Origin of the sequence: Enterococcus sp. 3G1_DIV0629 (genome assembly GCF_002141285.1) — a bacterium.
Classification (GTDB): Bacteria; Bacillota; Bacilli; order Lactobacillales; family Enterococcaceae; genus Enterococcus_B; species Enterococcus_B lactis.
Map to the genome: position 1 here is coordinate 1 of NZ_NGLI01000003.1, position 13714 is coordinate 13714.

Here is a 13714-nt window from a genome sequence, read left to right on the forward strand (position 1 = left end):
AACGGAGGCGCCCAAAGGTTCCCTCAGAATGGTTGGAAATCATTCGAAGAGTGTAAAGGCAGAAGGGAGCTTGACTGCGAGACCAACAAGTCGAGCAGGGACGAAAGTCGGGCTTAGTGATCCGGTGGTTCCGCATGGAAGGGCCATCGCTCAACGGATAAAAGCTACCCTGGGGATAACAGGCTTATCTCCCCCAAGAGTCCACATCGACGGGGAGGTTTGGCACCTCGATGTCGGCTCGTCGCATCCTGGGGCTGTAGTCGGTCCCAAGGGTTGGGCTGTTCGCCCATTAAAGCGGCACGCGAGCTGGGTTCAGAACGTCGTGAGACAGTTCGGTCCCTATCCGTCGCGGGCGTTGGAAATTTGAGAGGAGCTGTCCTTAGTACGAGAGGACCGGGATGGACTTACCGCTGGTGTACCAGTTGTTCTGCCAAGGGCATTGCTGGGTAGCTATGTAGGGAAGGGATAAACGCTGAAAGCATCTAAGTGTGAAGCCCACCTCAAGATGAGATTTCCCATTTCTTTAAGAAAGTAAGATCCCTGAGAGATGATCAGGTAGATAGGTCAGGAGTGGAAGTACAGTGATGTATGGAGCGGACTGATACTAATCGATCGAGGACTTAACCAATAGGTTAAAAAGAAAAGAACTCGGCAAAAAACTTATAGAACTTCAAATCCAGTTTTGAGTGAACAAAATTTACTCAATAAAAGATAACACCACAGTGTGGTGGCGATAGCGAGAAGGATACACCTGTAACCATGCCGAACACAGAAGTTAAGCTTCTTAGCGCCGATTGTAGTGAGGGGTTGCCCCTTGTGAGAGTAGGACGTCGCCACGCAAAGGTAAAAAGATGAACTAGAAATAGTTCATCTTTTTTTGTACCATTAAAAGGCTACCTGTTACAATAGATTGATGATGCGCTATCTATGAACATCGAAGTTCAGTTTTTCAAGTTTCCTTGTTCTTTTTTTAGCCGATTCATTCATTAAACAAAAGGTTACGTAAACGTATAATTAGTAAAAATAAAAAAAGAGAAAAGGGCGTTAAAGGTATGATAAAAATGACTAAAATTAGTTTATTTTTTTATATTAAATACGAACAAATTTTCGGTTATTGATGAAAAAAAACATTGAAAATGGTATGATAAAAGAAAAAAAGGAGGAAATTTTTAATGGTGAAATTTATCCATGCGGCAGATTTACATATGGATCGGTCATTTGAAGGACTGACAACTCTTGATAAAACTGTACAGGAAAAACTATTGAAGACGAATCTGATCGTTTTATCAAATATCATTGAACAGGCAATAATAAATAATGTTGATTTTGTTTTACTTGCAGGAGATAATTTTCATCAAAATCGTCCTTCATTAAAAATACAGAAACATTTTTTAGAACAGATGAAACGGTTAGAAAAGAACCATATACCTGTATTTATAATATTCGGAAATCATGATTTCTATCAAAAAGAGCGGTATTGGTTCTCCTTTCCTAAAAATGTCCATTTATTTACATCCGAAACGGTAGAGACAAAAAAAATAACGATAAAAAGTGGAGAAACTGTCTCTCTCAGTGGATTCAGTTATCGACAACCATGGATTCAAAAAGACAAAGTGATGGAATTTCCTTCTAGAGAACTTACAGATTACCATATTGGTTTGTATCACGGGGAACCGGGTACCTCGCAAAAAGGGAACTATGCCCCTTTCCAACCTTCAAAAATGCAAGAAAAAGGATACGATTATTGGGCTTTGGGGCATATCCATGTGCCAACAGTTTTAAATGAAAAGCAAACCATCGTTTATCCAGGTGCGCCTCAAGGACACACTAAAAAAGAACAAACTTCTACATCCATTCTACTTGTTGAATTAAGTAAAGGAAGTTGTCAAATACATCCGATTAAAGTAGCAGAGGTCTATTGGAAGACAAAGGAAATATCATTGAGGCAAGTGAGGACGACAAAAGAGGTGATTGTTCATATTCGTCAGCAACTTTCAAAAGTAGAGGATGGGTTTAGTTTAATTGAGATAAAATTAAAAGATTATGACCATCTCAATACAGATGTTCTAGAGCGAATACAATCAGGAGAGTTATTAGATTATCTGTTAGAGGAATTTTCAGATAGGATAAGTGATTTATTTATTTGGCGTATTTCTCTCATGGAGGATACTTTTTATACGAAGATTCCACTTGCTGCTTCTGCTAAATTGATGGAACAGCTATTTCAATACTATCAGACACCTCAAGATTTCCAACAAATTTTAAATGAAGTATATAGCCACCAAGAAGCAGCTAAAATATTGAGCGAACTGCCGGAATATCAAGAAGAAACACTTGAAAAAGCCAAGCAGCTACTTAATCAAGATTTTTTATTTGAGGAGGATCAGGAATGAAGATTTTAAGGATCGAGATTGCTGCTTTTGGAAAATGGCGTCAAAAAAGTTTTGATTTTTATTCAGGCAATCAGCTGATCTATGGGGGAAACGAAGCAGGAAAATCAACGATTTATCAATTTATCCAAGCCATCTTATTTGGATTCCCTTCAAAAGGCCGTAAAAAAAAGGATTATACACCAAAAGACGGCTCAGCCTATGGCGGCAAAATATGGCTTATACATCCTGTATACGGTGAATTTGCTGTCGAACGCTATAAACAGCAAAACCGTGGAAAATCGAAGGTATGGCTGGGGAATCAAGTTGGAAGTGATGAATTACTAGAAAAATTGATTGCACCTTTGACGAAAGAGTTATTCCAGCAGGTATTTACTTTCCAGCAAGAACAGCTGATGGAACTAGATCACTTGAGAGAAAAAGAGCTACATGATGCATTGATTTCTTTAGGGATTACGGGCAGTTCTCAAGTATTCCAAAAAAGACAAGAATATTATCAGAAAGCACAACAGTTATTCAAGAAAAAAGGCCAAAAACTGCTGATCAATCAAAAATTAAATGAATGGAAAGAGCTTCAAGAGAAAATCCATCTAAAACAAGAACAGGAAGCTTATTTTGGCAAGTTGATCCAACAAGAACAGGAATACGAGTCGCAACAGCAACAGTTACTGGAACAACTAAATGAAGCGAATAAACAATTTGCACTAGCCAGACAGCAAGAACTCAATTTTTCTTTATATGAAGAATGGCAATCCCTCAAAAAAAACATCGCCACAGGTCTTCCTGATGAACAACTTCTTCTTGATCTGGAGTCTTTTTCCAAACGATATCAGCAAACAAATGAGCGTTTAGAAGAATTAGAAGCAACTCTGGAAAAGCATAGCGGGATGGATCAGCAGTCAGCTAGATATTATTTTTATTTAGAGCAGGAGCAAGAACTAAAAGACCTCCAACAACTCCAGTTTACAACGGAACAATTAAGCGAAGAATGGCAAAGACTTCAAATAGAGACTAGAGAAACAAATTCAGAATTGAAGATCTTGGAACAAAGATGGCAGTGGCAGAAAAATCCGTTACCGGAAGAATTTTTATATGAAGAAGAGTGGAAGAATCTTCTGGCTGAAGAAAGAAGGATTGCTGATTTAGAAAGCCAGATTTCTGTGCGTCTCCAGATAGCTAAAGAACAGCAAAAAATGATCGAAGCAGAAGTGAATGAGTTGGAAGAGACTTATCCAGCATTATTACAAAATCAGTCAGAGATAGCACCAACCCCTTCATCTAAACCATATATGCTAATTGCTGGCGGAGCAATAATCATTGCAGGTATATTTGTACCAATGCCCTTAAAAGTGGTCTTTTTATTGATTGGTGCAGGCATGGCGGGCTATTTCTTCTACAAAAAGCAATCAAAGGTCAAACCTAAAAATGATTTATCAGAAATAAAAGGAATGTGGCAAGAAAAACTAGGTCAGCTTGATTTAGCTTTAGCCCAATTAGCAGAAGCAGAAGAAAAACAAAAGAGAATAGAAGAAGAAAAACAAATTCTTCAGCAAGAAGTATATCGTTTTGCTGATCATCGGCACTTAGGAAAGATGGATACACTCAAACTCATGAAAGAATATGGGCAAGAAGTCATAGATTATCAGAAATTGTATGGCGTATTTGTGCGGAAACATAAAAGAGAGCAGGAAATCCAAGAAAAACTACGACAGATTGATCAGAAATTTGAGTCTGTTAAAGAATGGCTACCCATACAAGATAAGACGATCTCAGAAAAAATGGCTATGCTTTCCCGTTTTATCCAAGAAATGGAACAGATGAAATTTGCTAGAAGCTATCAGCAAAATACTTTATTGAAGCAAGAAATCAATCAATTGAAAAAGAAACAAAAAGTATGGGTACAAGAATACAGCGAACAATTGAGCCAAGCTGGATTATCTTATCCTTCGGAAGTACCTGTCTTTTTACAAAAAGCCAAACAAGCCGAACATCAGATGAAAAGGTACAATGAACTGTCAGAAATGCTTCGCCCACTGTTTCCTGAAGAACTGACGAAAGAGAAATTATCTGTAAGACTGCGGCAACTGAAAGAAAAGCAAGCCCAGCTCCACCAAGAAGAAAAAGAAGCAAGTGAAAATCGGCAACGACTCCAACTTCAAGTAGAAGAGCTGCAAAGAGACGGCACATTGGACGAACTCTATCAACAAGCTAGCCGACAAAAAGCAAAATTGCAGGAATTGCTAGAGGAATGGGGCGCATTTGAAATCGCCGGGACATTTTTAGGCGATCTTTCAACAGAGATGAGTGAAAGACAATTACCTCAGTTGTTAAAAGCAGCGGGTGATTATTTAGGTATTTTAACAAAAGGAAATTATCAGAAGATATTACTGAAAAACGATACACTGACTTTAACAGACGGATATACAGACTTTCCAATCTATGAGTTGTCTACAGGTACGAAAGATCAGCTGATTATGGCGATGAGGTTTGCTTACCTCTCGTTAGAAGCCAATCGTTCGATATGTCCGATCATCATAGATGATGGCTGGCTTCATTATGATCATCAGCGAAAGTATCAATTAGCTGAACTTTTAGCTAAATTTGGAGAAAAGTATCAAATAATTTGTTTTTCTTCTGATAAAGAAATGGTAAGCTATTACCATGAGATGAACCAAACCGTAAAACAATTAGAAGGAGCAAATAATGAAAAAAATTCGTGATTTAGTAATCGATGAGCAGTTTGAGCAATTTGTCCTGATCAAAAGTGCAGATGTAAGAATCGCTAAAAACGGAAAAAAATTTATTGCTTTTACTTTCCAAGATACTTCAGGTACCATCGATGGCAAGTACTGGGATGCTTCGGAAGAAGAAATCAATAAATTTACAGCCGGCACAGTCGTTTTTCTAAACGGTAAAAGAGAGGTTTATCAAGGGAACCCGCAAGTAAAGATTCTTCACATGCGTTTAACAAGGATGGATGAGCCAGGGGAACCTAGTTTATACATGGAAAGAGCCCCTTTGAAGAAAGAAGAAATGGAAGAAGAAATCAATCAATTATTATTTGAAATCACAAATGCGCATTGGAATCGGATCGTTCGCTATCTACTCAATAAATACCAAAAACAATTTTTTGAGTTTCCGGCAGCCAAAAGAAACCATCATGCATTTGCCAGTGGATTAGCTTATCATACTTTGACAATGCTTCACTTAGGAAAATCAATTGCCGATGAATATCCTGAGTTGAATCGACCATTATTATATGCGGGTATCATTTTGCATGATTTAGGAAAGGTGATCGAACTTTCCGGTCCTATGTCGACAGAATATACGCTTGCAGGGAATTTAATCGGACATTTGGTATTGATTGACGAAGAAATAACTAAAGCCTGTCTTGCGCTGAAAATCAGCGAAGCTGACGAAGATGTTCTCGTATTACGACATATGGTTTTAGCACATCACGGCCTATTAGAATATGGTTCACCTGTACGTCCAAGAATAATGGAAGCAGAAATATTACATCAAATCGACAATATTGATGCTTCCATGCAGATGATGTTGACTTCGATTCGTCAAACAGAACCAGGAAAATACACAGATCGGATTTTCGGTATGGACAACCGAAGTTTCTATGTACCAAAAGATTTATAGCAAAAATTTATTTTTTTCATTCAAAACAAAAAAGCGAGACATAAGTCTTCGCTTTTTTGTTTTCTTTTATTTTGATGAATCAGTTGTTTCTTCAGTTGAAGATTCTTTTGTTGAATCAGTTGATTTTGTGTCAGAGCTCTTTGTTGAAGATGTGGCTTCACTTGAGTCTTTAGCACCTGATGAAGTTGTTGTGAATGCACTCAACACATTTTCAAAGGCATCGTCTTTGATTTTTACATTTGCATCTTTTAATTCTTCACCGATTACTTTAGTCGTGAATGCATTGTCACTTAATTTTGTTTCAGTAGCGATTTCTTTTAATTGATCTTTGTATTTATCCATGTCGTTGCCTTTATTTTGGTTTTTCACCATTTTGACAACATAGTATTCTGTTGCATAAGAAGTAGTGTTTGTTGCAGTAATAACGTCAGAGACTTCGCCGTCTTTCAATTTGAAAGCTGCTTCTTTTACTTCTGCAGGAATAGTTGTCGTCGTCGAGTCGAATTTGACTTTACCGCCATCTTCTTTTGTCTCTGAATCAGTTGATTTGTCTTCGGCTAATTTAGAGAAATCATCCCCATCGTCCGCTGATTTTTTTACATCTTTTGCTTCATCTTCACTTGATAATTTGATGATTTGTGCTTCTACTTCTGGATGGAAAGATTCCCAAGCAGTTTTCAGATCATCATCTGTAATATCTACATGAGCCTTCAAACCAGCTTCAAAAGCTAGATTGTTACGGATATATTCTTTGTAAGAATCTTTCGTATACCCAGCAGTTTCTAATTGTGATTCAAAAGTATCACCTAAAGATTTCGCTTGTTTGTCGTATTCTGCATCCACTTGTTTATCTGTTACTTTATCGCCGTATTTGTTATTGAATACTTTATAGATGATCATCCGTTGTACTAATGATTGGTTCGATGATTCGAGCTTTGCTTCATCGTAGAAATCAGATACAGTGATCGTTCCGCCTTTCATCGTTGCGATATCTTTATTGGTATCGCCTGAACAAGCCGCTAGAGTTAAAACAGCCAACGCACTAGTAGCTGCCAAAATAATTGATTTTTTTTTCATTAATGTTTGCACTCCTGTAATTAGTTATTATTTTTTATATATTAACTATACCATATCCCATGCCCTTTAAAAGCGTTCTCGTGATAGTTTCAAACAAAATTCAAAATTTCATCACATTCCTAGGAAATGTGCAATTATTCCTCTATTAGACAGTCGTATCTGTTGAGAAAATGATCATTATTGTATTTGATCAGGATACTCAGGCAGATCAGCTGTTAGTTTTTCTACTTGTTCATTGATTTGGGCGATACGTGGTTCGGCCTGGAATTTAAAATCTTCGATATCTTTGTTGATGGCTTCTTGGAAAGCGGGAATCACAGATTCAGCTGTTTCTTTTGTCTCGATCAATGCGCTTTTAAAATGATCCAAACTGTTATTTAAATCGTTTGTCAGAGTGGTTGCTTCTTCCAGTTCTTCAATCAGTTTTTTTCTTGTTTCGTTCCCGCTCCTAGGTGCAAATAACAGACCTCCGACAGTTCCAGCAGCAGCTCCGAATAACAGTCCTTTGAAAAAGTTTTTAATCATCGCTGTGCACCTGCTTTACGATTGTTTCTTGAATAGCTTTTAGTTCTTCGGGTCCATAACTGTCTTGATGGTTGCCAAAGTGGATAGAAAAATCGTCCTCTTTGCTATAGCGAGGAACTAAATGGATATGTGAATGAAAAACAGATTGATAAGCTAATTCACGGTTGTTATTCAAGATATTAAGACCTTTCATTTCTGGAAAAGCTTTTTCTAAAGCTTGAGCAATCTTAGGCACACGTGAAAAAACTTCTCCTGCAAGTTCAGGATCATATTCAAAAATATCTGCTACATGACGTTTAGGAACAACTAACGTGTGTCCTTTCGTTGCTTGAGAAATGTCTAAAAAAGCATAGACTTTGTCATCTTCATAAACTTTATAGCTTGGGATTTCTTGATTGATGATTTTGCAAAAAATACAGTTTTCCATAAAAAACATCCTTTCCATAAAGAATAAATACTTCAGCTTAACTTTACCATAAGTTAAAGCCATTGTAAGGAAAAAAACAAAATACCGTCATTTTCTTCGTGGTATAATAAATAAAAATAAATGGCGGAGGAAAAAGAATGAGTTTAATTATCGATCATGTCACAGGAGGGTATGGACATCTCCCTGTGTTAAAAGATATCAGTTTCAACGTACAGCCTGGAGAGATAGTAGGATTGATTGGGCTGAACGGAGCAGGGAAAAGTACAACCATCAAGCACATTATCGGTCTGTTGGAAGCTACAAAGGGAACGATAGAAATCAATCATCTATCTTTAAAGAAAAATACGGAAGAATATCGTAAACAAATTGGGTATATTCCAGAGACGCCTTCTTTATATGAAGAATTGACTTTGAGGGAACATATCGAAGTCACTGCGATGGCCTATGATATACCTATGGATACAGCAATGAAAAGAGCTGAAAAGCTGTTAGAGACTTTCCGTTTGTCTAATCGCCTTGACTGGTTTCCGGCTAATTTTTCAAAAGGGATGAAGCAGAAAGTGATGATCTTATGCGCCTTTTTGATCGAGCCTTCTTTATATATCATTGACGAACCATTCTTAGGATTGGACCCACTGGCTATCAATGCGCTGCTTGAATTGATGGTAGAGATGAAAAAAGAAGGAGCCGGTATTTTGATGTCTACGCATATTTTAGCTACTGCAGAAAAATACTGTGACCGTTTTGTGGTCTTACATAACGGAGAGATACGAGCAGATGGGACCCTTGAGATGTTGAGAAAAGAATTTCATCTGCCGGATTCTTCTTTGGACGAAATCTATATCGCTTTAACAAAGGAGCAGGCACATGAGTAGTTTTTTTCAAAAACGTTTAGCAAGGCATCAAAAGAAAATGATGAAATATATGCGCTATGTGTTGAACGATCATTTTGTTTTAGTTTGTCTTTTCTTAATTGGTGGCGTGGGATTGTACTATTCTAGTTGGTTGAAAACCTTGCATCCGCCTTTTGCACTTGGGGGAATGATAATCTCTGTATTTTGGATGCTCTGTTTATTTGTAGGCAAGATGGCTACTTTTGCGGAGGCAGCAGATATTGTTTTTTTACTTCCGAAAGAAAAAGAAATGCAGACCTATTTGGAACGAGCTTTTCGCTATTCTTGCATTTTTCCGATGATCATTTTGATATTGGCATGCGGATTTGCTATGCCATTAGTGGTGGTTAGTACTCAGCAAATCTTTTCGATGTTTTTCGTCTATCTGATCATATTATGGAGTTTGAAATTCAGTCATCTGCAAATCAAGCGAGCAGAATTGTTTCGACTAGATCAACAGGTCATTCGTTATTGGAAAACAGGTTGGTTACTTTCTTCTATGCTCATTTTGCTTCTTTCATTTTATTGGCTGGTCTGGGCAGGGGTAGCAGGTGCATTGGTACAGGCAAGTCTATATTACTGGTTTTTGTGGAAGCAACAGGAAAAAAGATTGGATTGGGAGAAAATGGTGCACGCAGAAGAACAAAGGTTGCATCAGATCTATCAATTTATTAATTTATTCACAGATGTTCCTGAAATTACGGCAAAGGTAAAAAGAAGACGCTACTTGGATCCTCTATTGACTCATATTAAAAGAGAATCAAAAAACACTTATCTTTATTTGTTTGCAAGAAGATTGGCAAGAGGTTCTGATTTTAGTGGTCTTTACTTCCGGTTAGTAATTATAGGTGGGCTATTGATTTTCGGAGTGATCGACTTTTATTTTAGTCTGATAATCGGTTCTTTATTTTTATATTTGATCGGTTTCCAATTGCTGCCTTTAGCGAGCCAGTTCCGCTATATGGTACTCGTTCAGCTTTATCCAATCCATGAGAATCAGAAGAAGCAGGCGATCCAGTATCTGCTCACATGGGTATTAGTTATCGCATCGGTTATCTTTGGGTTGATTGCTGCAGTCGTATTGGATGGTCAGCAACGATGGGTTCCGCTAGCGGCTTATTTGATTGTTACGGGTCTCTTTGTTAAACTATATGTACCAACTCGTTTGAAGAAGATGTCAGACTGAAAACAAAGCTGTGTAGGATAAAAATGAACATGAAAAATAGAGCGTTGACAGTAAGAATGCTGTTCGTTCTATTTTTTTTGAGAAAAGTCGGTTTTTTGAATGGCAAATAAATGAAAAAGAACGTATATGTGCTTGACGTGTAGTGATCAGGCGACTAGAATAATAAGTACTGCAAAACAAAGAGTAAGAGGACGGGAGAATGCATGATGGAGTTTCAGTTAGACCAAGAGTGGCGGTTACGTCCCATCAAAGGCGATACAGGAAAAACATACATAGGCATGCGTGATGAAGACAAAGTCTTTATTAAACGAAACACGACTCCGATGTTGGCTGCTCTTTCAAGGGAAGGAATTACACCAAAACTTGTTTGGACAAAACGAACGGGGAATGGCGATACCTTGACAGCACAAGAATGGCTAGAAGGCCGCTTGCTAACTCCTAATGAGATTGGTCAAAGAAATGACGTGATTGATGTTTTGTACCATTTACATCATTCAAATTCTCTTAAAACCATGCTGACCCGTATCGGCGGACGTGTTATGACGCCGGAGAAGATGTTGCAAAAATATGAAAAAGAATTACCAGAAGAACTCCAGAAAAATCAATTTCTGCAAATCGTCCATCGATTTCTTCGTGAGCAGATCCCGCCGATAGATAAGGAAAATCTATCAGTAGTGCATGGAGATGTAAATCATCGAAATTGGTTAGTATGTAAAAATTATTTATATCTCGTGGATTGGGATTCAATCATGTTTGCAGACCCTGCGGTAGATATTGCAACGATTTTAGGAAATTATGTGCCTCTATCCAGTTGGAATCAATGGCTGATCAGTTATGGCATACGTCCGACTGACGAAATGCTTGAAAAATTTCACTGGTATGCGGCCATGAATTTGCTCCAAGAAATCACTAGATACTGCAAACGTGAAGATCATCGACGAATGAACGAAGAAATTTTACAATTAAAACGAATTTTCAGTGGCTGAGGTTTGGCCCAAACTCTGCGGAGATTTGGCCAGACCTTTTTAATTAGAGAAAGGAATGGAGATAAATAATGCGTGTCCGAAATCGTCCGGGAGCAGCGGAAATGTTAGCGGCTCACCCGAATTTTGTAATTAGTGATCCAACATTGTGGAAGGGAAAATGGAATGAATTGTTTGGAAACGATCATCCAATCCACATTGAGATTGGAATGGGGAAAGGCCAGTTCATCACTGGAATGGCAAAAGCCCATCCTGAAATCAATTATATTGGAGTAGAAATGCAAGTAAGTGTTGTTTCTATAGCATTAGACAAGTTGATTGAACAACCGCTTCCTAACCTGAAGCTTCTGCATGTGGATGGATCAGCATTGACAGAATATTTCGCTGACAGCGAAGTAGATCAGATCTATCTGAATTTTTCTGATCCATGGCCGAAAAAACGACATGAAAAACGGCGCTTGACATACAAAACTTTTCTTGCTGTAGATGAACAGATCCTCCGCCCAAATGGAGAAATCCACTTCAAAACAGATAATCAAGGATTGTTTGAGTATTCGCTGGCAAGTTTTTCTCAATATGGCATGATCCTCAAACAGGTATGGTTGGATTTGCATCAAAGTCAATTTGAAGGCAATATTATGACGGAGTATGAAGAAAAATTTTCTTCGAAAGGTCAACGTATTTATCGAGTAGAAGCTCAATTTAAAGATAAGACCAAAAAGAAAAGTCTGTGAATGAACTTTTTACTTTCATAAAAAGATAAATCCCAGAAAACACATTACATCTGTCATGTGCATTTTCTGGGACTTTTTTGATTTAAGATATACCTATTTCCTCGGTTTTCAACAAGGTGGAATCAATTGGAATCGAGAGAATGAAAATAATCCTTTGTCGGTGATCTTCAATTCGGGTATGACAGATAATGTTAAGAAAGAAAGTGTCAAAAAAGGATCAAAGGTTTTAGCTGCCCCTAGTTGATGTGTTTCAGCTATTAATTCATTCAACTGTTCATTGACGATCGAAAAAGGTTCCTGTGTCATGATGCCGCCTATCGGTAGAGGAAGACAAGCTATTTCCTTCTGTTTGTTGACAACAGTCATCCCGCCACCTTTTTGAATCAAAAGATTAGCAGCATACAGCATATCCTCATCATTTGTCCCCACGACAACTAGATTATGAGAGTCATGAGCAATCGTTGTCGCTATCGCCCCTTGTTTCAGCTGAAATCCTTTTACGATGCCTAACCCAATATTTCCGGTTTGATGGTGACGCTCGATCACCGCAATCTTTAATTGGTCTTTTTCGATTGAAGGAATGAATCGTTCGCCTTGTCGGTCCACTTTTTCTACCAAATCGTTCGTGACGAGACTATTCGGGATAATTTCGATCAAATGGGCTTGCGAAGAAGGGAGAAGCAGCTCTAACGAACGAGGGTGCAACGGTTGAGCATTTAGGTTTGGTAGACAGCATGTATATGGATTTGAATGATCAGCAAATAAATGGTCTTCGAGTTGACCAGATTGGACGACCAATGTTCCCTTATAGAAAACTTCATGAATTGGCAACTTGGTAAGATCGTCTGTTAAGAAGAAATCAGCTTGATACCCAGGAGCAATCGCACCTAGTGTTTTCAAATCAAAACATTCTGCTGCATTCAATGTTGCCATCTGGATTGCCTGTAATGGATCCATTCCCATTGAAATAGCTTGACGGACGATATGGTCAATCGATCCTTCTTTAACTAAATCATTGATGAGTTTATCATCGGTGACAAAGAAGCATCTTCTTGAATTATCAGGCGTGATCGCCGGTAGTAGCGATGCCAGATCTTTTGCAACGGTCCCTTCTCGAACCATTAAATACATACCAAGATCCAAACGTTCTTTAGCCTCTTTTGCAGTTGTAGCTTCATGATCCGTCCGAATACCTGCTGCAGGATAAACATTTAATTCTTCCATGCCGATACCAGCTGCATGTCCGTCAATCTTTTTCTTATGCTGGTGCATCAATTGGATCTTTTCTAGGATATCTGCTTCATTATTTGCTACTGCTTGATAGTTCATGACTTCAGCTAAGCCTAAAACTTCGGGATTTTGTAAAAAAGGTGCTAGATTTTTGGCATTTAGATTTGCACCATTTGTCTCAAATGGGGTGACAGGTACGCAAGAAGGGAGCATAAAGAAAATATTCATAAGCGTTTGTCTTGCGTCTTCTATCATAAATTGAAGACCAGTACTCCCAGCGATGTTTCCTATTTCGTGGGGGTCCGTTACTACAGTAGTGACTCCATGAAGCAAGGATACTTTTGAAAATTCACTTGGTGATAAAAGTGAGCTTTCAATATGCACATGGCCATCAATGAATCCTGGTACTAGATATTGCCCCTTAGCATTATGTACGCTTTTTCCTTCATATTCACCAATCCCTACGATCATTCCTTCGTAAATCGCTACATCTTTTTCCATGATCTCTTTCGTAAAGACATTGACGATCTTAGCCTGTTTGATCACTAGATCAGCGGGCTTTTTTTTACTTGCTACTTCGATGTATCTCTTTAATGTTGATTCCAATGGAATGCCTCCCAA

General features: G+C 38.2%; 11 protein-coding genes and 2 rRNA genes. 9 read left to right on the forward strand and 4 right to left on the reverse strand.

All coding sequences use genetic code 11. The features are described from left to right. From A5816_RS12235 to A5816_RS12255, 5 genes are all read left to right on the forward strand, one after another. Positions 1–628: ribosomal RNA gene (locus A5816_RS12235) — 23S ribosomal RNA — on the forward strand; the annotation flags it as partial. A 95-nt stretch (positions 629–723) separates the two neighbouring features. Next, positions 724–839, forward strand: a 5S ribosomal RNA gene (gene rrf / locus A5816_RS12240). Positions 840–1172: 333 nt separating this feature from the next. Beyond that, complete coding sequence (locus A5816_RS12245; RefSeq protein ID WP_002373019.1) at positions 1173–2393, forward strand: DNA repair exonuclease; 1221 nt, start codon at positions 1173–1175, stop codon at positions 2391–2393. Beyond that, a complete protein-coding gene (locus tag A5816_RS12250) occupies positions 2390–5110 on the forward strand; it encodes an AAA family ATPase (protein WP_086311444.1) in 2721 nt (906 codons plus the stop codon). Before A5816_RS12245 ends, A5816_RS12250 begins: the two co-directional genes overlap by 4 nt. Continuing rightward, positions 5094–6038: a 3'-5' exoribonuclease YhaM family protein gene (locus A5816_RS12255; protein ID WP_002291331.1), complete on the forward strand. Its 945-nt coding sequence runs from the start codon at positions 5094–5096 to the stop codon at positions 6036–6038. The genes A5816_RS12250 and A5816_RS12255 overlap by 17 nt, the downstream gene beginning before the upstream one ends. 66 nt (positions 6039–6104) lie before the next feature. Here A5816_RS12255 and A5816_RS12260 read toward each other — a convergent pair whose 3' ends face one another. The 3 genes from A5816_RS12260 to A5816_RS12270 form a co-directional block, all read right to left on the reverse strand. Beyond that, positions 6105–7115, reverse strand: coding sequence for a peptidylprolyl isomerase (locus A5816_RS12260; protein ID WP_002316849.1), 1011 nt, complete (start codon positions 7113–7115; stop codon positions 6105–6107). Positions 7116–7292: 177 nt separating this feature from the next. After that, on the reverse strand, positions 7293–7640 hold the full coding sequence (locus A5816_RS12265) for a YtxH domain-containing protein (RefSeq protein WP_002373026.1): 348 nt from the start codon (positions 7638–7640) through the stop codon (positions 7293–7295). Further along, positions 7633–8067 (reverse strand): HIT family protein, encoded by a 435-nt coding sequence (locus tag A5816_RS12270; protein WP_086311445.1) that lies wholly within the window; start codon positions 8065–8067, stop codon positions 7633–7635. The genes A5816_RS12265 and A5816_RS12270 overlap by 8 nt, the downstream gene beginning before the upstream one ends. A gap of 137 nt (positions 8068–8204) precedes the next feature. Here A5816_RS12270 and A5816_RS12275 point away from each other — a divergent pair, with 137 nt between their 5' ends. The 4 genes from A5816_RS12275 to trmB all read left to right on the forward strand — a co-directional run bounded on the left by A5816_RS12275 (position 8205) and on the right by trmB (position 11863). Next, positions 8205–8942, forward strand: a complete 738-nt coding sequence (locus A5816_RS12275; RefSeq protein ID WP_002309930.1) for an ABC transporter ATP-binding protein — start codon at positions 8205–8207, stop codon at positions 8940–8942. Continuing rightward, positions 8935–10146, forward strand: coding sequence for an ABC transporter permease (locus A5816_RS12280; RefSeq protein ID WP_086311446.1), 1212 nt, complete (start codon positions 8935–8937; stop codon positions 10144–10146). Before A5816_RS12275 ends, A5816_RS12280 begins: the two co-directional genes overlap by 8 nt. A 203-nt stretch (positions 10147–10349) precedes the next feature. Next, positions 10350–11132: a phosphotransferase family protein gene (locus A5816_RS12285; RefSeq protein WP_002291341.1), complete on the forward strand. Its 783-nt coding sequence runs from the start codon at positions 10350–10352 to the stop codon at positions 11130–11132. A gap of 68 nt (positions 11133–11200) precedes the next feature. After that, positions 11201–11863, forward strand: coding sequence for a tRNA (guanosine(46)-N7)-methyltransferase TrmB (trmB, locus tag A5816_RS12290; protein ID WP_086311447.1), 663 nt, complete (start codon positions 11201–11203; stop codon positions 11861–11863). Positions 11864–11971: 108 nt separating this feature from the next. Here the strand turns inward: trmB and ade are convergent, their stop codons facing one another. Continuing rightward, positions 11972–13699 (reverse strand): adenine deaminase, encoded by a 1728-nt coding sequence (gene ade / locus A5816_RS12295; protein WP_086311448.1) that lies wholly within the window; start codon positions 13697–13699, stop codon positions 11972–11974. Positions 13700–13714: the final 15 nt, after the last annotated feature.

Bases quoted from the DNA above. Each gene is read 5' to 3' on its own strand.
- trmB (WP_086311447.1), top strand. From the start codon at position 11,201: ATGCGTGTCCGAAATCGTCCGGGAGCAGCGGAAATGTTAGCGGCTCAC.
- A5816_RS12260 (WP_002316849.1), bottom strand. From the start codon at position 7,115: ATGAAAAAAAAATCAATTATTTTGGCAGCTACTAGTGCGTTGGCTGTT.
- A5816_RS12275 (WP_002309930.1), top strand. From the start codon at position 8,205: ATGAGTTTAATTATCGATCATGTCACAGGAGGGTATGGACATCTCCCT.
- A5816_RS12265 (WP_002373026.1), bottom strand. From the start codon at position 7,640: ATGATTAAAAACTTTTTCAAAGGACTGTTATTCGGAGCTGCTGCTGGA.
- A5816_RS12245 (WP_002373019.1), top strand. From the start codon at position 1,173: ATGGTGAAATTTATCCATGCGGCAGATTTACATATGGATCGGTCATTT.
- A5816_RS12270 (WP_086311445.1), bottom strand. From the start codon at position 8,067: ATGGAAAACTGTATTTTTTGCAAAATCATCAATCAAGAAATCCCAAGC.
- A5816_RS12255 (WP_002291331.1), top strand. From the start codon at position 5,094: ATGAAAAAAATTCGTGATTTAGTAATCGATGAGCAGTTTGAGCAATTT.
- A5816_RS12250 (WP_086311444.1), top strand. From the start codon at position 2,390: ATGAAGATTTTAAGGATCGAGATTGCTGCTTTTGGAAAATGGCGTCAA.
- A5816_RS12285 (WP_002291341.1), top strand. From the start codon at position 10,350: ATGATGGAGTTTCAGTTAGACCAAGAGTGGCGGTTACGTCCCATCAAA.
- A5816_RS12280 (WP_086311446.1), top strand. From the start codon at position 8,935: ATGAGTAGTTTTTTTCAAAAACGTTTAGCAAGGCATCAAAAGAAAATG.